Genomic DNA, 19317 nt, shown 5'->3' on the forward strand with positions numbered 1-19317 from the left:
GTTTTATTAAAGGCCGATACACATATATTTGATTTCTAAGTAGTCTTCGATGCCGTATTTCGATCCTTCACGGCCAAGACCGGAGGCTTTTATCCCACCAAATGGTGCGACTTCGTTGGAGATGATGCCGGTGTTAATCCCGACGATGCCGTACTCCAGCGCTTCGCCAACGCGGAAGACGCGGCTTAAATCACGGGCGTAGAAATAGGCTGCCAGGCCAAACTCGGTGTCATTGGCCTGGGCGATGACGTCAGCTTCGTCTTTAAAGCGAAACAGCGGCGCCAGCGGGCCGAATGTCTCTTCTTTGGCAACCTTCGCGTTGGCAGGTACATCGACCAGAATGGTGGGCTGAAAGAAGTTCCCACCCAGCGCATGAGGTTTACCGCCAGCGATAATGCGTGCGCCTTTATCCAGGGCATCGGCGATGTGCTCCTGCACTTTGGCGACCGCTTTCTCGTCGATCAGCGGCCCGGTGGTGACATCTGGTTGCAGACCATCACCGAGGCGCAGCTTGCTCACCGCCTGCTCGAGTTTTTCGGCAAACTGGTCATATACGCCGTCCTGCACGTACAGACGGTTGGCGCAGACGCAGGTTTGCCCGGCGTTACGGAACTTTGACGCCAGCGCGCCTTCTACGGCTTTGTCGAGATCGGCATCGTCAAAGACGATAAACGGCGCATTGCCGCCCAGTTCCAGCGACACCTTCTTGATGTCTTTGGCACACTGTTCCATCAGCTGACGGCCAATTTCGGTGGAGCCGGTAAATGACAGTTTGCGCACCAGCGGGTTGCCGGTCAGTTCGTTGCCGACCGCGCTTGCTGAACCGGTCACCACGCTGAATACGCCAGCCGGGATGCCGGCGCGATTAGCCAGCTCTGCCAGCGCCAGCGCGGAATAGGGGGTCTGGCTGGCCGGTTTAAGCACCATGGTGCAACCCGCCGCCAGTGCCGGACCGGCTTTGCGAGTGATCATCGCCGCCGGGAAGTTCCACGGCGTAATCGCGGCGGTAACGCCGATCGGCTGCTTGATGACGATCAGACGCTTATCAGCCTGATGGCCGGGGATCGTGTCGCCATAAATGCGTTTGCCCTCTTCGGCAAACCACTCAATAAATGAGGCGGCATAGGTGATTTCGCCTTTGGCTTCCGCCAGCGGCTTACCCTGTTCCAGGGTCATCAGACGAGCAAGATCGTCCTGATGTTCAATCATCAGGTTGAACCAGCGACGCAGAATATTGGCCCGTTCTTTGGCGGTCAGCGCACGCCAGGCGGGTAGAGCGCGGTTCGCGGCGTTAATGGCTTCACGGGTTTCATCCGCCCCCATTTTCGGTACGCTACCCAATTGCTGACCATTGGCGGGATTCGTTACTGCGATGGTCTCGCCGTTGTTGGCGTCACGCCAGTTGCCGTCAATCAACGCCTGTTGGCGAAATAAGGTTGGATCGTTTAGTTGCATAATTACTTCCTGTCTTAATCATGTTAACGGGTGAATGCGGCGTGTAATGTCTCCACGCTACGTGCCGCACGCAGCGTGCGTCCGGGATTACTCTGGCTCTCCAGCAGCGCATGTACTTTGCCGACAATATGCGCGCCGATAGGGAGCGCTGACGTTGCTGCCGGAGAAGGGGCGTTGCAGGTATGAATGGAGCGTGGCGTTGTGACAAACAAGAAATCGTCGATCAGCTTGCCGTCCGGCGACACCGCCTGCGCCCGCACGCCCGCAGGCCACGGTTGCAGATCTTTCTGCGTCAGACTCGGACAGTACTTTTGTACCAGCCGTAGATAGCCGCTTTTGCACAGCGAATTCTTCATTTCGCCAAGCCCGGAGCGCAGGTTGTTTTGCAGCACGCGGCGGATGCCGGAAGAGCCGAAGATCTCCAGCGTATCGCTGAGTGAGAAATCGCGTTTACGGTAACCTTCGCGTTTAAATGCCAGTACCGCGTTGGGTCCCACCGTGACGCTGCCATCAATCATGCGGGTGAGATGCACACCGAGAAACGGCATCGCCGGATCGGGGATCGGGTAGATCAGATGATTGACTATCTGATTATGTTCTGACGCCAGACGGAAGTATTCGCCACGGAACGGACAGATAATAAAACCGGGTTCAACGCCGAGCATTTTCACCAGTCGATCGGCCATCAGGCCGGAACAGCTTATCAGCGTTGCGCCTTCATATTCGTGCCCCTGACGGGTATGGACGATCACGCCCGCGGCGTGTTCTCTCAGCGCGCTGACCTCGGCGTTGTAAATAATCTCACCGCCCTTGGCCTGGAAAATCTTCGCCATCGCGGCGGTTACTTCTCGGTAGCTGACGATCCCGCTCGACGGGACAAAAATGCCGCCCAGCCCGGTAATGTTGGGTTCACGCTCGCGTAGCTCTTGCGCATTCAGCCATTCGCGTTCCAGGCCGTTAGCGGCGGTGCGATCCCATAGCGCGCGCATACGCTCCATTTCCAGAGCGGAGGTGGCAACCAGCATTTTTCCGCAGACGTCGTAGCGGATGCCGTTTTGGTCGCAAAAGGCTTTGGTGGCGCGATTTCCGGCCAGGCAAAACTGCGCCTTCAGGCTGCCGGGCGTGTAATAAACCCCGGCATGAATCACGCCGCTGTTATGGCCCGTCTGGTGACAGGCCGGGCTGGACTCTTTTTCCAGCAGCGCGATTCTGGCGTCCGGATAGACATCAATCAGTTGCATGGCGGTCGACATGCCGATAATGCCGCCGCCAATAATCACAAAATCATACATCCGCTTTTTTCCTTCGCCCTTACTGATGGGTCTGGTAGTGGTTGCTCGCGTAAGCGAAATAACCACGCTGGCGCATCAGTTCGCGGCGCAGGTCAGGATGCGAGGTGAAGCGATCGCGGCCGTGCAGCCAGAACAGGTTGTTGATCAGCAGGAATTTACCCACGGGAACCGGAACGGAAATAATGTTCTTGCTGGTTTCCAGCGCATCGGACAAGTCGCTCAGCCAGACGCCTTCTTCATAGTCTTTCGGCTGGACGAACTGGTCGATGTAGCGCATTACCGGGCGGCCCTGCTGGTCAACGTCAAATACCGGATGGAACACATCCTTGCTGACGTTTTTGCTTGGCGGCGCGGCAAAGCGCATCGCGCGACGCGCCAGCGGATGGGTAAAGTACTGCTCCAGATGTTCCCAGTCGTCGAGGTGCAGCAGCAGCGAGTTACCGCCGGTCATGTTCTGCTCGTCGATCTTCATCATCAGCACGTAATCGGTGATTTCTTCAAGGTAGGTTCCGTCGTTATGTAGCTCCATAACACGGTGCGGCTGGCGCAGATAGCTGTCTGAGTTATCGACGTTTTTCACCACAAAACGGGCATAGTATTGACCGCTCATCGCATCAAAATTGGAGCGTCCGATCAGATGCGCGACCGCCGTCGCCAGTTTGACCATTTCTTCAGCCTGGGCCACATCATCCACGCCGACGGCGTTGATCAGCAGCGCGCCTTCGGCACGATCGAGCAGCGTTTTCAGCAGCAGGGGCTGCAACTGGTTGCCGCACAAATCATCGAGGATCTTGCCCACTTTGAAGCGCAGGAAAGATTTGTATTCCAGGGCCTGCACCGGCCACTGCGCGACGGCCTGTAGAAATTGCTCAGTGGTCTCGGCAGAAAAAGTCAGCTCCAGCAGACGTGGAGACTGGACTGATGGTTTCAGTGTGAAACCTCTGTAGTGCTGGGCTGGATCTTCAGCGTTCGGTTGTACGGCAGTCAGTGCGTTCATCAAATCGATCCTCTCAGTAGATTGTCAGGGAGATATGGCGCAGCTCGTTTCGTAGCCATAAATTAAAAATATCTACATTTTTGAAAAACGCGCACACAATGAGCTTGTTTGTTTCTTATTTGTGATCAAAAGCAACAATTATTTAACATTGCAAAAGGTGAGGATTTAGAGGCTGGATGGATACTGAGTGGCTATTTCAGGGGCGAAAGCCCCTGATTTTAAAGAGGAAGATAAGGTGTATTAATGTTCCAGGGCGATGGCGCAGACGTGTTCCACATGAGTCAGATCGTGATATAAGTCGGGCAAGGTCATCTTTTGACGAATTACGATTTTGAGATTAACTTCAATTTTGCCCTTCTTGATATCCCTGATAGTGATGTTTTCGATAATGTTTTTCTGTTGATGAATACGGGTTATCAGACTTTCCACAGCGTTTCGTTCATCAAGAATAACCCGCACTTTCACTTTTCCGGGAAACTGGTTTCTGGTCTGTAAGAAGATAATGAATGGGCTTAGTTTGATCGCTAATAAAAATAAAGCCGTGGCAAAAACAGCATGAAAATAAAAACCGGCTCCGCAGGTGATTCCCACCCCTGCAGATGCCCAGACAATTGCCGCAGTCGTGAGACCAGAGATAGCATCGTCATGTCGGTGCAGAATGACTCCCGCACCGAGAAAACCAACGCCGCTGATAATCTGCGCCGCCAGGCGCATAGGATCGCTACGGATATTCATCGAAATTTCTGCATAGTATTCAGCAGATTGTATTGATACGACAGTTAATACACAGCTGGCTACGGATAAAATAACGCAGGTTTTGAAGCCGACCGGTTTCCCTTTCGATTCTCTTTCCAGGCCAATAATGCCACCCAGAATAAATGCAATACTGATTTTGATGATCGTAGTTAAAGGCAACAATCCTTGCTCATTGATGATGGCGGCCAGATTATTCATGCAATTACCTTAATGAGAGAGTCTTTAACGATCAGGAGTTTGCTTTTTTCAAAGTGAGGTCCGTTTTGCGTTTCGAAATATCGTCCCGGAAGAAAATCAGGAAGAATATGCTGACCACTGCGGCAACGCCTGCTGAAACTAGCCAGAATGTTTCCCATTGTGGCAACGCCTCTGGACCTTGTTCCGTCACGGTGTTGTTAAAGATTTGCCCGCATACGGTGGAGGCAAATAGCAGACCAACGCCGTTGGAGACGATAAATCGCAAGCTTTGGGCTTGTGCTTTAATCTCTGGCGCTGCTTTACGGTCAACATAAATGTCGCCCACGGTAAAGAAAAAGTCCCAGCAGAATCCTTGTAACATCAGGCCGATCAGCACAAACATCATGTTGGCATCCAGCGAGGCATTAGCAAATAATAGTGTGCGGATGATCCAGCAGACGGCGCCTAACATCAGCGTGATTTTGAAGCCAGCTTTCAGTAAGAAGAACGACAGCAGGAACATGAAAATAACTTCACAAGCGATGCCAACCTGCATCATTGAGGCGGCGTTATCGAATCCAAGCGCTTTTAAAAAGACCGGGATATAGGCGGAATAAGCCGTTTTGGGGATCATCAGGACAAAAATACTGAGCATCAAAACCGAGAAGCTGCGGTCTTTGAAGAGCGCCAGAGCATCCAGACATAACAGATCGCGAAGCGTAAACACGCTTCCTTTTGCTTTCGGCGGGGTATTTGGCAACGTAAAACAGTACAGGCCGAGAACAACACCGGAGGCCGACGCAATATACCAGGTGATGGTATTTCCAGAATAACCCATTTCACCAATGATAAAGCCGATGACCATAAAGCCAAATGTGCCGAATACACGAATAAATGGGAAGTATTTTACCCCGTTAATGTGGCTGAAACTGATACTGTTCGCCAGCGCAGTTGTTGGATAAAACAGCAGACCAACCAGGAAAATCATGGTTAACGTCATACCTGTGTTTTGTGCCTCAATAAATTGCGGAACAAACAACAGTACACCAGCATTAATTAAATGCAGGATCGCCATGACTTTTTGTGACGCAAAGAAGCGATCGGCGACCATGCCAATAAATAGCGGGGAAAGAATAGTCGCCAGGCCAAGCAAAGCATAGGATGAGCCAATAATTGTTGCCATACCATAGGTGCTCAATACCAGCCCCATGGTCATATTCCAGGCACCCTGCATGAAATATTGTATGAACATCATAATCAACAGGCGTGGTGTTTTATTAAGGTCCATATTGCATATCCTTACTGGTTGATGCTCAGGTTAAGCCCGTCCCAGGCGACAAGAATGTTCTCTTTGTCGCATGCCGCAACGAGATCGTCGTGCAGCAGACCTCCGCTGTGTGATATATGCGAGACGATAAGTTGGCTATTTTTCTCAAGGCAACCGAGTTCCGCAAGCCTGTCCCTGGCGGCGAAGACGGTTTCCAGACTCATGTGGTTATTTGTACGATTATCACCATTAAAACCGTAGGTGCACTCCAGGACAGCAAGATCGATTTTTTTCCCTTTCAGCCACTGCCATGTGAGCTCAGGAAACCAGCCTGAATCATGTCCGTAGAAAATTGACTGGCCTTCTTTTTCAATAAACCAGGTATAACAAAGCTCCCACTTGGCATGGTTAGCCAGCAGCGGAGTGATGCGGTATCCGCGAGTTTCAACGGTCACGAAGGGCACCAGGCAATGAAAAGCAAATCTTTCAGCGCTGTAGCCTGGTAACACTTCCGCAGCACCGTTAATTGCACGGTCATTACCAAAAATGTGCAACGGATGAGTAATTTCAAATCCATACCCTTCCATACGGCTAAAAAGATCGCCGACGTTGAAATGATCGGGATGAGTATGTGTGAACAATAGCGATCTGATCTCTGTTGCGTCCAGGCCATCTCGCAGCAGTTGTTGGCTGAATTCAGGCGCCACGTCAATGAGCAGTTCATCGTCGATAATCGCTGAAGAGTGTGTGCGTAAGTCTTTACTTTTACGAATGCGGGCTTGCTGGCAGTGCTCACAACGGCAAAAAGGATTGGGGATCCCTTCAGATGCAGCGGTACCCAGAAAATGAATCTTCATGTTTCCCTCTTAATGACAAATGTGATTGTTGTTTTTTTAGACGTTTATGTAATAAAACGTAATTGGAACGTGTCAATTATGGTTCCGGTATTTTATATGAACAACGATCTTTTTCCTCAGAAGTGATCCTCTTCAAAAATTATAAAATTTATACATATATTTCATTGTGTTAATGTTTTTTCGTGCATGAGGTGTGTCTATCGATAACGTCAGGCTTTTATTATGACATGCTTATAAAATGCACTTTTTAATATTGTAACGTTCAAATTTTAGTGCTGAAGATAGTTTCCTGATGAGCGCCGTGCTAGCATCAAAGCATCAGGGGAAGGATGTAAAAATGCCAACTATCAAAGACATAGCAAGAATTGCCGGTGTGTCGCATGGGACTGTCTCGAATGTGCTCAATGGCAGAGGGAATGTAAGCGTCGAGAAGATTGAAGCGGTTCAACGTGCAGCCCGAGAAGTTGGCTATCAGTTGAATGCGCAGGCGCAATCGTTAAGAGCCAGCAAAAGTCAGGGAGTGGCATTGATTCTGCCCGACATCAATGCCGAACAGTACTTTCAACTCTATCGGGGATTGCATCAGGTTTGGCAGCCTTCATTAAGCGAACCGATCGACCTTTACCTGACCAACGATCTGCCTAATCTTGAGCTCGAGATTCTGCAAACGCTGGCGGCAAAGTCTTATCAGGCTGTTGTCTCGGTCAGTTGCCTGAATGACAGTCAGCCCTATTACGACTTGCTCAGGCTTTCCCCGGAAAATATTTTGTTTGCATATCGCCAGCCTGTCGGCGCAGTTTGTTATTTTAGCCTTGACTATGTGACTGCAGGCGAAGAAATAGTGAGGAGGGCGCTGGCGCAGCAGCCGGGCCATATTGGTGTTTTTTGCGAACGTCTGGAGTTTTCCCATAGCGCGAGCTTTACTCAGGCGATACAGGAAACCTGCTGGGAATTAAGTCCGCATACGAAGCTTACGATTTTACCTGCACATGCCAGTGAAGCTAACACCGTCGCTTTTGACTTTTTTCGCGGGGCAATTCCCGATCTGTTTATTGTCCAGGACTCTGAGAGAACGCGAGCACTGACGCAAGCAGCCTGGTTTGGTAGCTCCCAGTCCTGCCCGCCGATATTGCAACTGAGTGATAATCTCCCTGCATCCTTCGACGGGATCACCAGCTACCAGATGGATTATGGTCGCCTGGGGACAACTATTGCCTCCAGTATTCGCCTGCCTAAAAGTAAAGAAAAGCATCGTATTCTGACAAATTGCGGTTTTTCCTGGAATGGACAGTACGTGCCGCCGCCTGAAACAGAGGCGACGCTGAATATGTTAATTTTACCGAGTCCTTCGACTGATGCGTTGAAGAAACTGTTACCCCACTTTTATCGCCAGACCGGTATTAAGGTAAATCTTGCGGTTTATCCCTATGATGAAGTTTTTGAAATCCTTTCCCACCTTCATCTACATCCTTATTACGATTTACTGCGAATCGATATGGCGTGTTTTCCGTGGTTTGCAGAGAAAGCTCTCTTGCCGCTGGAATCCGTCTCTTCTGAGCTTCCATTGCTGTTGGAAAATTTCTCTGAGCAAATTCAACAGCACTTCAGCATGGTGAATGGGACCGCATGGGCAATACCCTTTGATGCCAGTATGCAGCTTTTGTTTTATCGACGAGATCTGTTTGAAGACGCGACGATTAAACGGATGTTTTATGAAGCAACGGGAAAAGAGTTAACGCTGCCAGAGAGCTTTGCGCAATTTGATGAGATAGCGGCTTTCTTTAGTCAATTACATCAGCCAGAAAACAGACAGCGCCCGATGGGAACAGCGGTGACGCTGGGAAGCTCGGGGCTTATTGCTACCGAGTATCTGCTGCGTTACTACGCGCTCGGTGGGCGTTTGGTGCGCGAAGGCGAGCCGGTACAACTCGAGCCTTCACTTGCCGCAACTGCACTCGAACAATATCTACAACAGCTTTCTATCGCCGTGAATCTGCCCGGTGAGTGGTGGAGTGACGCGGTAAAACAGTTTGAGCGTGGAAATCTTGCCATGCTGATCATGTATCTCAATTTGTTCAACGATGTGGCGCACACGGCCATAGCGCCCACTATTGGCTATGCTCCTGTTCCGGGGCAACTTCCACAATTGGGGGGCGGTTCCATTGGAATGTCCCGCTACAGTAAAAAGAAAAAACAGGTTGAGCAGTTCTTTCATTGGCTTTATTCCGATGAAATTGCGCGCCATCTGGTTTTGCTGGGAGGAAATAGCGCCTGGTCTGGAATATGTCACGATCAAAACGTTCTCAATCTCTACCCGTGGTTTAATTTATTGAATGAAAAAGGCATGACGGGAATAAGGGAGTCTGAGGGAAGTAAAGGTGAACCTTTCAACCTGCGCCAGGCAGAGATTATTATCGGGCAAGGTGTGACGAATGCAATTAACGGCATTATGGATGTCTCTCAGGCCGTGGAATATATTAATGCGCGAATAAGAAACGAAACGGGTGCCTGAAAATAGGCAGTGGCTTGCCTCTTACTGATGACGTAAGAGGCAAGGTCATGCTTTTATCAGTAACCTACTTTATAAGTACGCCCGGTTTGGATGCCTTCCACGCTGCGGCGATAGGCGTTGGCAACGGTAGCGGCCGGGACGCTTTCAAAACCCGGAAAGAAATCGTCGTAGGCTGCGGCGGATTCACTGAGCACGGTTGGGCTAATCAGGTTGATACGCAGCCCACGCCCCAGCTCACAGGCCGCCGCGCGAACAAATCCTTCCAGACCGGCATTGATCGTTGCCGCATTCGCCCCCTGCGCGATGGGTTCATGGGCGATGATGCCGCTAATGAGCGTAATTGAGCCGCCATCATTGAGAAAATGCTGCCCGGTTAATGCCAGACGAATCTGGCCTAACAGCTTATCCTGTAACCCCTGGTTGAAGTCCTCGTCGGTCATCGTCGACAGCGGCCCAAAGAACAAATTGCCGGTGGCGGAAACGATCGCATCTACCCGTCCGACTTTTTCAAACAATGCCACGACACTTTCCTGGGAGGTGATATCAACCTGGTAATCTCCCTGCGTGCGGCCCACACGGATCACTTCATGTTTACGGCTTAATGCTTCCGTAACTGCGCGACCCACCGTACCGCTGGCACCAACAATAACGATTTTCATAACCACCTCCGCAATAGTGTGAGCCGCTATTCTTTAATGAAAATGAAATCGGATAAACTGGCCAAAAGTTAGATGATTACTAACCAGAGGTTTGCAATATGGATAAACTGCGCGGCATGGAAACGTTTATCGCGGTGGTGGAGAGCGGGAGCTTTACCACCGCGGCCACGCGACTGGGAATGTCTGCGGTGATGGTAGGGAAGTATATCACCCACCTTGAAGCGCAACTCGGTACGCGCCTGCTGGAGCGCAACACACGTCGCCAGAGTCTGACCGATGCCGGTCGTGTCTATTTTGAAGAAGCCCGGCGTGTGCTGGAACAGGTGTCGATAGCCGAACGCTCAGTGGAGCGTCTGCGGCTGGCGCCTGCGGGGACGCTGCGCATCAGCGCGCCGACCTCTTTTGGCGCCTGCGTTATCTCGCCGCTGGCCGCCTCGTTTTTACAGGCCTGGCCGGAAGTGCGCATTGAACTGGATCTGACCAATCGGATGGTCGATCTGGTGAATGAAGGGGTTGACCTGGCGATCCGCATTGGCGATATCCATCAGACTGATGTAGTGGCGAAATACCTGTGTCCGTACCGTATGGCGATTTGCGCGTCACCGGATTATCTCGCTCGTCATGGCACCCCCTTCACGCCCGCGGATCTGGTGGATCATTTGTGCCTGTCCCACACCGTGTGGACGGCCCGCAACGAATGGATGCTACCGGGCGCGGGGGGCGAAGTCAGATGGAAGCGCGATGCGATCCTGCGCTGTAACGATGGTCATGGCCTGCGTATGGCGGCAGTGGCGGGGGCGGGGCTGTTGTTACAACCGGAGGTGCTGTTGGCGGAAGAGTTAGCTACTGGCAGGCTGGTGCGGGTGCTGGAGGCGTTTACGCCGCAGCCACGACCCATTCATCTGCTGTGGCGGCAAGATTTGCGTGCGTTGCCGAAGCTGACGCGGTTTGTCGAGCACGTTCTTAGTGCAGTTCAGGAATTAAGATGAAAATGCCGGATGGCCAGCGCCATCCGGCATATTACTAACCGATATCCACCTGCGGTTTGCTGTTACGCTTACGGATCAGGCGCAGCACCGGCGGGATAACGATAACCAGTACCGCCATCACCAGCAGCACTTTCGCTACGCCGCTGGCCCACAGAATATCCATGCTGCCGTTACTGATAGACAACGCCCGGCGCAGGTTCTGTTCCAGCATTTCCCCGAGAACGAAGCCTAAAATCAGCGGCGACATCGGGAAGTGCATCTTACGCAGAATGTAGCCCAGTACGCCAAGGGCGACCATCAACACCAGATCAAAGGTTGTGCTGTGAACGGCGTACACGCCAACCGCGGAGACTGCCGCGATAGCCGGTACCAAAAACCACAGCGGGATAGTCAGCATACGAGTAAACAGACCGATCAGCGGGATGTTCATCACCAGCAGCATCACGTTGGCAATCAGCAGCGCCGCAATCAGTCCCCAAACGATATCCGGCTGCTCGGTGAACATCGCCGGGCCAGGGGTGATGTTGTACAGGGTCAGCGCGCCCATCATCACTGCCGTGGTGCCGGAGCCTGGAACGCCGAGCGTCAGCATCGGAATAAAAGAGCCACAGGCCGAGGCATTGTTCGCGGCCTCAGGTGCCGCCACACCGCGAATATCACCCTTGCCGAAGCTGTCGCTGTTGCCGCTGAGCTTTTTCTCGGTCATGTATGTGATAGCGCTGGCAATGGTGGCGCCTGCGCCAGGCAGAACGCCGACGAAAAAGCCAATCACCGATGAACGCAGGGTTGCGCCTACGCACTGTGCGCCTTCTTTGGCGTTGAACAACATGCGGCCCGTTTTACGCACCAGCGTCTGGCCGCTGCTGGTATGTTCCAGCATTAACAGTATTTCTGAGACAGAGAACAACCCAATCACCACCACGATAAACTGCACACCGTCGGAGAGATGAACGCTGTCAAAGGTAAAGCGATAAACCCCGGTGTTGGCGTCCACGCCGACGGTCGCGAGGCCGAGACCGATAAGCGCTGCCAGAAATGATTTCAGCGGATTTTGCGCCATCATGCTGCCGAGGCAGGCAATGGCGAAAACCATTAAGGCGAAGTATTCGGCCGGGCCAAAGGACAGCGACCATTGGGCTAACGCTGGGGCAAACAAAATGATGCCGCCAATAGCGATAAGCGAACCAAAGAATGAGCTGACCGCCGAGATAGAGAGCGCAACGCCGCCACGCCCTTGCTGCGCCATCGGGTAGCCATCCAGCGCGGTCATAATCGCTGCCGCATCGCCGGGCACGTTCAGCAGGATCGAGGAGATACGCCCGCCGTATTCACAACCAATGTAGACCGTCGCCAGCAGGATCAACGCAGATTCAGCCGGCAGGTGCAAAGCGAAAGCCAGCGGCAGCAGGATCGCCACGCCGTTAATCGGCCCGAGGCCGGGCAGCAGCCCGACGATGGTGCCGACAAAGCAGCCAATCAAGGCGATAACCAGGTTTTCCGGCGTCATCGCCACCGCGAAACCCTGAGAAAGATAAATCCAGGTATCCATCGTTTCTCCGTTAACCCAGCCAGGCGCCGAGTGGTAAGGTGACGTCAAGCAGCCGGTCGAAGGCATACCACAACAGAATGCCGAGTACCGCGCCGGAAATACCCGCAGCCGGAATGGTTGCGCCGAACAGCATGCCAATCACCACGGTGAGAATGGCGGTGGCGATGGGAAAACCGAGCCATTCAAAACCCCAGGCGTACATCAACAGAACAATCACCATCGTCAGCAGCTTTTGCAGCACATGGCGGCGAGGCCAACTGATGGTGTCCGGGTGGCGCAACAGCAGCGCCACGGCGCATAACAGCATCAGACTGATAATGCCCAGCGGAAAGGGACGCGGGCCAACCGGCTCATAGCTGTATTCGCTGGTGATTTGCCAGGCCACGAACAGCCCGGCTATACAGAGCAACAGCCAGATACCTGCAAAAATACGATCGCTCATCATCTTTGCCTCTGCGCTTATTTCGCCAGACCGAAGGCTTTCGCCTGCTCACGATAATCCGTGACCTGCTTCTTCACGTACTCGTCGAGCTGCTTACCGCTCATGTTGAACTCGAACAGGCCGCGGAGATCGCGCTGCTTTTTAAATTCCTCAGTCTGCTGGAGTTTGTTAAAGGCATCGACCCACCACTGGTATTCGGCATCGCTGACTTTTGGTCCAACGTAGAAGCCGCGAATGATCGGCCACACCAGGTCGTAACCCTGCTCTTTGGCCGTTGGCACATTGGCTAACTGACCCGGCAGGCGTTCTTCAGAGAACACCGCGAGCACGCGGATTTTGTCGCCGCTGAGATAAGGCACCATCTCGCTGAGATCGCCGGAAACTACCTGCACGTGATTGCCCATCAGCGCGGTAACCGGTTCGCCGCCGCCCTCAAAGGCCACATAGCGCATCTTGTGCGGATCGACGTTGGCTTTTTGCGCCAGCAGCGCCGACTTCATCCAGTCCTGACTACCGATTGAGGCACCCGCGCCAATAACTACGCTGTTAGGATCTTTTTCCATTGCCGTCAGCAGATCTTTCAGCGTCTTCCATGGTGAGTCCTGGCGTACGGCTATCATGCCGTAATCCGTGCCCACGCTTGCCAACCAACGCACGTCATCCACGCCATAGCGACCAAATTTACCTTGTGACAGGTTCAACAGGGAGCCGCCGGAGAAAGCCACCACGGTACCCGCTTCAGCCGGGCGTTGAGCGACGATTGCGTTATAGGCCACAGCGCCAACGCCGCCGGGCATGTAGGTTACGCGCATTGGTTTTTCGATAGCGCCGGTTTCCATCATGCTCACCTGAATCAGTTTGCAGGTGAGATCGAAGCCACCGCCGGGTTTCGCTGGGGCGATACATTCGGTGCGCGATGGCGCTTGTTCTGCCAGAACAGAGGTACTCATCAGTAAAATGCTTGCAGTAAGGGTACGAAGTGATTGTTTTTTCATTGTTTATCCTCACACCGGAAAACCGGATTTTCGGGTACGGAAGAAGATTTTTGTGATTATGTGAGCCGATGTGTAGCAGTTCGGTTGCGTGATTGTTAAAACATTAACCTTTCAATTCCCTTTCAATGCGGCAGAAACTTTACAGGATGTGATATGCGTCTCTTATTAGCGGAAGATAACCGTGAGTTAGCTCACTGGCTGGAGAAAGCGCTGGTGCAAAACGGTTTTGCCGTCGACTGCGTTTTTGATGGCCTGGCGGCCGACCATCTTTTACATAGCGAAACGTATGCGCTGGCGGTGCTGGACATCAATATGCCGGGGCTGGACGGTCTTGAAGTCGTCCAACGGCTGCGCAAGCGCGGTCAGACGCTCCCCGTTCTGCTGTTGACGGCGCGTAGCGCGGTGGCCGACAGGGTGAAAGGGTTAAACGTCGGGGCCGATGACTATCTGGCAAAACCGTTTGAAATCGAAGAGCTTGATGCCCGGCTGCGGGCTTTGCTTCGTCGCAGCGCGGGGCAGGTGCAAGGCATACAGCAACTGGGGGAGCTGGCGTTTCACGATGAAGGCTATTTTATGTTACAGGGACAGCCGTTGGCGCTTACGCCGCGTGAACAGGCTCTGCTGACGGTGCTGATGTACCGTCGCCTGCGTCCGGTTTCGCGCCAGCAGTTGTTTGAACAGGTTTTCAGTCTAAGCGATGAGGTCAGCCCCGAAAGTATCGAACTGTACATCCATCGTCTGCGTAAAAAACTTCAGGGAAGCGATGTGCGCATCGCCACGCTACGGGGTCTGGGCTATGTGCTGGAGCGTAGCGATGAAATGGGTTAAGCCCCAGTCGTTGTATCTGCAACTGCTGATGTTTCTGGGATTACCGCTGCTGTTGCTGTGGGGACTGTCGGCATTTAACAGCTATGTCAGCGCGTTACAGGCGGCGACGCAGGCGTATGATCGGACCCTGCTCTCGTCCGCCAGAACCGTCTCTGAGCGGTTAGTGGTACGTAATAAACGACTGGAAGTCAATGTGCCGTGGGTGGTGTTGGACAGTTTTGAACTGAATATGAATGACAGGCTGTATTACAAAGTGGTCGACCCGGCGGGGAAGGTGATATCAGGTTATGACGATTTACCTGCGATGCCGCCTGCAACCTCGCGCACCCGGCTTTATCCGGCGCTGGCGTGGTTTTATCACACTGAATATCGCGGCGAGGCAATCCGCGTGGCGCGTCTTCTTCAGCCAGTCAACGAGGGCGGCATTACCGGTATGGCGGAAATTTATGTCGCTGAAACGCTGCAATCGCGGCGGTATCTGGCGCGACAGTTGCTGTTCTCCTCGTGGGTTTCGCAAGGACTGCTGGTAATGCTCACGCTGGTGTTGGTTGGCTGGCTGCTGCGTCGGGTGCTACGTCCGATGCGCCAGTTGTCATCGCTGATGGTGCGTCGTGAGCCTGGGCTGCTGACGCCGTTGCCGGAGCTGTTGCCGTGGTCGGAAACCCGTCTGCTGATTGTGGCATTCAACCGCTATCTGGACCGACTTCGTGGCCTTATCTCTCGTCAGGAACGCTTCAGCGCGGACGCATCCCATCAGCTTAAAACGCCGTTAGCGGTACTGAAAACTCAGGCGGCGGTAGCCCTCGCCAGCCCGCAGCCTCAGCAATGGTTCGAGAGTTTACAGGCCATGAGCGTGACTCTGGATAACACTATTCAGCTGACGGAAAGGCTGCTTCAGCTGTCGGCTGTGAAGCGCAAAGAGCAGGAAGAAAAGCACTTCTCACCGGTTAATTTGTATGAGGTGGTGCAAAGCAGCTGTTTTACCCGGCTGGCGCAGGCGCGCAGTAAAGCTATCGATCTGGGTTATGAGGGGGAACAGGGCGCGGTGTGGATTGAGGGCGATGAAGTCCTGCTCGGCGAGCTGTGTGGAAATCTACTGGATAACGCCCTGAAATACACCCCTGCGCATGGGGTGGTGACTGCCCGACTGCAGCGTGAAGGCGAAGCCGTGGTGCTGATGATTGAGGATAGCGGGCCAGGTATAGATGACCAGATGGTTCATCAGGCGATGCTACCGTTTCATCGACTTGATAACGTTGGCAATGTCCCTGGCGCAGGAATTGGTCTGGCGCTGGTTAACGACATTGCTCGCTTACACCGGACGCATCCGCAGCTGGCACGCAGCGAAACATTAGGTGGGTTAAGCGTGCGGGTGCGCTTTTTAAGCGTTGCTGCCTGATATGTTTTTATTGTGGCGCCGGCACTCAAATATAATTAAAAGTAATTAACTTTGTTATTGTTGCGTTTTTAAATATCACTATAAGGTATTTGTTGTTATTTAATTACAGCGTTTAGCCACAATGAAAGGTGGGTTCAGAATAAATCAAGCAAAGCCGTAGTGAAATTTGTCATACATAAAACGTTTTTTCATAGACCATGTTTTGTTAATTGTCAATGATGATTTTGTTGTAAAAAATGAACTTTTTTGATTTGGTGGTTAAAACTTATGTTGCATTAATTTTCTTTAAAATCATAATGATGAGAATGAATGAGTGGTTTGCATCACACTAATAAACATTATTTTTTACATTTACTGACAATGGGTCATTGCGTTTTTTAGACTTGTGATATAATTAGCAACATGAAATGAGAAAAAAATAATTAAATATCAATAGATAATGGGCTGAGATATGCTAAAAAAATCGCTAAAGATTAGCAGTCAAGGATATCCAGTCTTTTTAAAACTGGTTGATTTTATCGTTATTAATGTGACGCTAATTTTTAGTGCCCATCTGCTGGGGTTAATGCCATTTAACACCATTGCTATTCTGAGCATTCTGTTTTCAGTCTTTTTTTTGCTGTTTGCTGAATATATCAAGATTTATCAGCAAAAAATTAAAACGATTGGTTTACGTAATCAAAAACGGTTACTTTTTTGTACGCTGCTGGCTATTTTTTTTAACGAGCTGGTGAGTATGACAGTGGCAGAACCGGCGTCCCTCGGTTACTTAGACCGCTTACCTTCGCCTTTTTATTCTGCCATTATTTACTGGTACTTCATTCCATTACCTTTTCTTTATTACATTCGCTTTTTTATTTTTAAATATTCAACGAAAAAGAGTATGCGCGTGGCGATTATTGGTTTGACCGACAATGGTCTGGCCGCGGAAAGCGCGTTACTGTATGAGTACGCCAATATCAAATTGGATCTGGCTTTTTATGATGAGCGGGCGTTATCGCGCTGTGGCGACATCGTTGATAAGATCAAAAGCCCCTTTCGTGGCCCGGTGATTAATCTGGTTGAGGAAGCCCGACTGGGAAATATTGACGAAATATATATCGCTTTACCGATGGTGGCGCTGCACCGCATCCGCCATTTCCTGGCTATGATGTCAGACACCACCGTAGATACCTATATTGTTCCTGACTTTTATACCTACAGCAACAATATGTCCAAGCTACGCTCTATCCACAACCTGCAAACCATCGGTATCTTTAGCTCACCGTTTGAAGGGGCGGGTTCGTTTATTAAGCGGGCGGAAGATTTGGTGCTTGGCAGTATCATTATGCTGATGATTTCGTCGCTGATGTTGGTTATTGCTATTGGTATCAAACTCACTTCGCGTGGGCCGGTTTTTTTTAAACAAGACAGGTATGGCCTGAGTGGGCAAAAAATTAAGGTCTGGAAATTTCGCACTATGCGCGTTATGGAGAATTCCGGGACGGTAATTCAGGCCACGAAAAACGATCCGCGGGTGACGAAATTCGGTAGTTTCTTACGCCGTACATCGCTGGATGAACTTCCGCAATTTATTAACGTATTGCAGGGAAGTATGTCGATTGTTGGTCCCAGACCCCATGCGGTTACGCATAATGAGCAGTATCGTAAACAGGTCGAAAATTACATGATCCGCCATAAGGTAAAGCCTGGCATCACCGGACTTGCGCAGATTAACGGTTTTCGTGGGGAAATCGATGCGCTTTATAAGATGGAAAAACGGGTTCAGTACGATATTGAGTACATTCAAAACTGGTCATTATGGCTGGATATAAAAATTATCATTAAAACCATTTTCAAAGGATTTGTCGGTAAGAATGCATACTAAATTAATCGTTATTACCGGAATCGTGATAACGCAGTCCGCATGGGCTGATTTAACACCGAAATCACACATAGGCTTTGCGGGGATCGACTTCCAGGGCAAGGTTGCTGTGGATTATGGTTATAATGATAACGTGACCTATCAGCCACATAACAGCGATGCTGTCGGTTCCTCGTTTCAGAGCGCAGCGCCAGTGCTGAGTATGATCGGCGAGCGCGGTCAGGATAAGTATTTACTGATGTACTCTGGGGATTACCGTAACTACTCGAGCGATTCTGCTGATAACTACACCGATCATTTTTTCCGTTTTAACGGGGCCTGGCGTTATGGACTCAAGCATGGCTTAACCCTCAATCTGGAGGATTCGCTTGGACATGAATCCCGTGGCCGCGGCATTACCGAGGGCTTTTTACCGGGCCAGTTCGAGCAGTATGGGATTAAATCACCGTTGACGACAAATTTCATCAACAGTGAATTACGCTACAGCTACGGCGCGCCAGAGGGGCGTGGCAAAGCGGAACTGGCGTTGTTATACAAAAAACTGACTTTCGGTAATACTTCTGATGTGCAGGATACCAGTGAGGATTTCTACCATTACATTCAGGAACAGGAATGGCACGAAAATAGTCTGGTAGCGGAAATTTTTGACCAATACACATCCAGAACACGCTTTCGCTATAGCTTTATTACTAACCAGCGTCGCTATGACAACAACTCAGAAAAAGATACTAATGAGTACTATTTGCTGTACGGCATGAAGTCGCAGTTGACCGGAAAAACTAACGTCGACATGAATATTTCATGGTTGTACAAAACATTTGAAAACAGCACAAATTCGCATGATTTTAATGGCCTCAACTGGGACATAAAAGCAGAGTGGAAGCCGCTGCAACAGTCGGTTTTCACAGCCCACTCGGCACAAAGTATTAAAGACCCGTCGGAAGTTGGGGGATACATTTTAGTGACCCAGTATGGCATTTCTTACCAGCATTTCTGGTTAGGGAATCGTTTTTCGACTTTGCTGGATTATTCATACACTGCGGAAGACTATAAAAAACAGAACAAGGATCGGCATGATAAAGATGGGGTATTTAGCGTAACCATGAGCTACGACTATACGCCATCGGTTAATTTTGAGATTAAATATCAATTAGATACATTGAATTCGAATAAGGATACTGACTCGTTTTATATCGGTCCCAACGACAACCAGGAAGTTATTAGAACGTTGGGTTATGATAATTCTATGATTATGCTTAAAGCTAAGGTTCAGATCTAA

General features: G+C 51.0%; 16 protein-coding genes. 6 read left to right on the forward strand and 10 right to left on the reverse strand.

Annotated elements, in window-relative coordinates:
* Window positions 1-6 precede the first annotated feature (6 nt).
* The 6 genes from gabD to FDW97_RS22985 form a co-directional block, all read right to left on the reverse strand.
* Entirely contained in the window at window positions 7-1455 is a 1449-nt protein-coding gene (gene gabD, locus FDW97_RS22960; RefSeq protein WP_069324593.1) for an NADP-dependent succinate-semialdehyde dehydrogenase, read from the reverse strand.
* Between the two features lie 23 nt (window positions 1456-1478).
* Window positions 1479-2747, reverse strand: coding sequence for an L-2-hydroxyglutarate oxidase (lhgO, locus tag FDW97_RS22965; protein ID WP_087856212.1), 1269 nt, complete (start codon window positions 2745-2747; stop codon window positions 1479-1481).
* A gap of 19 nt (window positions 2748-2766) precedes the next feature.
* The gene (gene glaH / locus FDW97_RS22970) at window positions 2767-3744 is read right to left on the reverse strand and encodes a glutarate dioxygenase GlaH (protein ID WP_038632931.1); all 978 of its coding nucleotides are present in this window, start codon (window positions 3742-3744) and stop codon (window positions 2767-2769) included.
* 240 nt (window positions 3745-3984) lie between these two features.
* Complete coding sequence (locus tag FDW97_RS22975) at window positions 3985-4698, reverse strand: MgtC/SapB family protein (RefSeq protein ID WP_038632928.1); 714 nt, start codon at window positions 4696-4698, stop codon at window positions 3985-3987.
* A gap of 31 nt (window positions 4699-4729) precedes the next feature.
* Entirely contained in the window at window positions 4730-5965 is a 1236-nt protein-coding gene (locus FDW97_RS22980; protein ID WP_137351662.1) for an MFS transporter, read from the reverse strand.
* Window positions 5966-5976: 11 nt separating this feature from the next.
* A complete protein-coding gene (locus FDW97_RS22985; protein ID WP_069324595.1) occupies window positions 5977-6801 on the reverse strand; it encodes an MBL fold metallo-hydrolase in 825 nt (274 codons plus the stop codon).
* Window positions 6802-7138: 337 nt separating this feature from the next.
* On the opposite strand from FDW97_RS22985, the gene FDW97_RS22990 reads away from it, so the two are divergent.
* Window positions 7139-9313 carry an extracellular solute-binding protein gene (locus tag FDW97_RS22990; protein WP_170973714.1) on the forward strand — a complete coding sequence of 725 codons (2175 nt, stop codon included), beginning with the start codon at window positions 7139-7141 and terminating at the stop codon, window positions 9311-9313.
* Between the two features lie 56 nt (window positions 9314-9369).
* On the opposite strand, the gene FDW97_RS22995 is transcribed toward FDW97_RS22990, so the two are convergent.
* Window positions 9370-9972: a short chain dehydrogenase gene (locus FDW97_RS22995; RefSeq protein ID WP_087856210.1), complete on the reverse strand. Its 603-nt coding sequence runs from the start codon at window positions 9970-9972 to the stop codon at window positions 9370-9372.
* Window positions 9973-10070: 98 nt separating this feature from the next.
* Between FDW97_RS22995 and FDW97_RS23000 the strand changes: the two genes are divergently transcribed.
* Window positions 10071-10961 carry a LysR family transcriptional regulator gene (locus tag FDW97_RS23000; protein ID WP_085048892.1) on the forward strand — a complete coding sequence of 297 codons (891 nt, stop codon included), beginning with the start codon at window positions 10071-10073 and terminating at the stop codon, window positions 10959-10961.
* A 34-nt stretch (window positions 10962-10995) separates the two neighbouring features.
* Here FDW97_RS23000 and FDW97_RS23005 read toward each other — a convergent pair whose 3' ends face one another.
* Genes FDW97_RS23005 through FDW97_RS23015 form a run of 3 tightly spaced genes read right to left on the reverse strand, consistent with a single transcriptional unit; the run spans window position 10996 to window position 13947 of the window.
* A complete protein-coding gene (locus FDW97_RS23005; protein WP_069324599.1) occupies window positions 10996-12510 on the reverse strand; it encodes a tripartite tricarboxylate transporter permease in 1515 nt (504 codons plus the stop codon).
* A 10-nt stretch (window positions 12511-12520) separates the two neighbouring features.
* A complete protein-coding gene (locus FDW97_RS23010) occupies window positions 12521-12955 on the reverse strand; it encodes a tripartite tricarboxylate transporter TctB family protein (RefSeq protein WP_087856208.1) in 435 nt (144 codons plus the stop codon).
* A 14-nt stretch (window positions 12956-12969) separates the two neighbouring features.
* A complete protein-coding gene (locus FDW97_RS23015) occupies window positions 12970-13947 on the reverse strand; it encodes a tripartite tricarboxylate transporter substrate binding protein (RefSeq protein ID WP_137351664.1) in 978 nt (325 codons plus the stop codon).
* A 153-nt stretch (window positions 13948-14100) separates the two neighbouring features.
* Between FDW97_RS23015 and tctD the strand changes: the two genes are divergently transcribed.
* From tctD to FDW97_RS23035, 4 genes are all read left to right on the forward strand, one after another.
* Complete coding sequence (gene tctD / locus FDW97_RS23020; protein ID WP_069324600.1) at window positions 14101-14775, forward strand: transcriptional regulator TctD; 675 nt, start codon at window positions 14101-14103, stop codon at window positions 14773-14775.
* The gene (locus tag FDW97_RS23025) at window positions 14762-16174 is read left to right on the forward strand and encodes a sensor histidine kinase (protein WP_085048893.1); all 1413 of its coding nucleotides are present in this window, start codon (window positions 14762-14764) and stop codon (window positions 16172-16174) included. The genes tctD and FDW97_RS23025 overlap by 14 nt, the downstream gene beginning before the upstream one ends.
* Window positions 16175-16625: 451 nt before the next feature.
* Window positions 16626-18041: an undecaprenyl-phosphate glucose phosphotransferase gene (locus FDW97_RS23030; protein ID WP_038632899.1), complete on the forward strand. Its 1416-nt coding sequence runs from the start codon at window positions 16626-16628 to the stop codon at window positions 18039-18041.
* On the forward strand, window positions 18031-19317 hold the full coding sequence (locus FDW97_RS23035) for an outer membrane beta-barrel protein (protein ID WP_137351665.1): 1287 nt from the start codon (window positions 18031-18033) through the stop codon (window positions 19315-19317). Before FDW97_RS23030 ends, FDW97_RS23035 begins: the two co-directional genes overlap by 11 nt.

The sequence above is a fragment of the Citrobacter sp. wls708 genome, from assembly GCF_005281255.1.
Lineage (GTDB): Bacteria > Pseudomonadota > Gammaproteobacteria > Enterobacterales > Enterobacteriaceae > Citrobacter > Citrobacter werkmanii.

Excerpts from the sequence above, each read along its gene's own strand:
- tctD (WP_069324600.1), top strand. The coding sequence starts at position 14,101 with ATGCGTCTCTTATTAGCGGAAGATAACCGTGAGTTAGCTCACTGGCTG.
- FDW97_RS22995 (WP_087856210.1), bottom strand. The coding sequence starts at position 9,972 with ATGAAAATCGTTATTGTTGGTGCCAGCGGTACGGTGGGTCGCGCAGTT.
- FDW97_RS22975 (WP_038632928.1), bottom strand. The coding sequence starts at position 4,698 with ATGAATAATCTGGCCGCCATCATCAATGAGCAAGGATTGTTGCCTTTA.
- lhgO (WP_087856212.1), bottom strand. The coding sequence starts at position 2,747 with ATGTATGATTTTGTGATTATTGGCGGCGGCATTATCGGCATGTCGACC.
- FDW97_RS22985 (WP_069324595.1), bottom strand. The coding sequence starts at position 6,801 with ATGAAGATTCATTTTCTGGGTACCGCTGCATCTGAAGGGATCCCCAAT.
- FDW97_RS22990 (WP_170973714.1), top strand. The coding sequence starts at position 7,139 with ATGCCAACTATCAAAGACATAGCAAGAATTGCCGGTGTGTCGCATGGG.
- FDW97_RS23005 (WP_069324599.1), bottom strand. The coding sequence starts at position 12,510 with ATGGATACCTGGATTTATCTTTCTCAGGGTTTCGCGGTGGCGATGACG.
- FDW97_RS23000 (WP_085048892.1), top strand. The coding sequence starts at position 10,071 with ATGGATAAACTGCGCGGCATGGAAACGTTTATCGCGGTGGTGGAGAGC.
- FDW97_RS23015 (WP_137351664.1), bottom strand. The coding sequence starts at position 13,947 with ATGAAAAAACAATCACTTCGTACCCTTACTGCAAGCATTTTACTGATG.
- FDW97_RS23010 (WP_087856208.1), bottom strand. The coding sequence starts at position 12,955 with ATGATGAGCGATCGTATTTTTGCAGGTATCTGGCTGTTGCTCTGTATA.
- FDW97_RS23030 (WP_038632899.1), top strand. The coding sequence starts at position 16,626 with ATGCTAAAAAAATCGCTAAAGATTAGCAGTCAAGGATATCCAGTCTTT.
- glaH (WP_038632931.1), bottom strand. The coding sequence starts at position 3,744 with ATGAACGCACTGACTGCCGTACAACCGAACGCTGAAGATCCAGCCCAG.
- FDW97_RS23025 (WP_085048893.1), top strand. The coding sequence starts at position 14,762 with ATGAAATGGGTTAAGCCCCAGTCGTTGTATCTGCAACTGCTGATGTTT.
- FDW97_RS23035 (WP_137351665.1), top strand. The coding sequence starts at position 18,031 with ATGCATACTAAATTAATCGTTATTACCGGAATCGTGATAACGCAGTCC.
- FDW97_RS22980 (WP_137351662.1), bottom strand. The coding sequence starts at position 5,965 with ATGGACCTTAATAAAACACCACGCCTGTTGATTATGATGTTCATACAA.
- gabD (WP_069324593.1), bottom strand. The coding sequence starts at position 1,455 with ATGCAACTAAACGATCCAACCTTATTTCGCCAACAGGCGTTGATTGAC.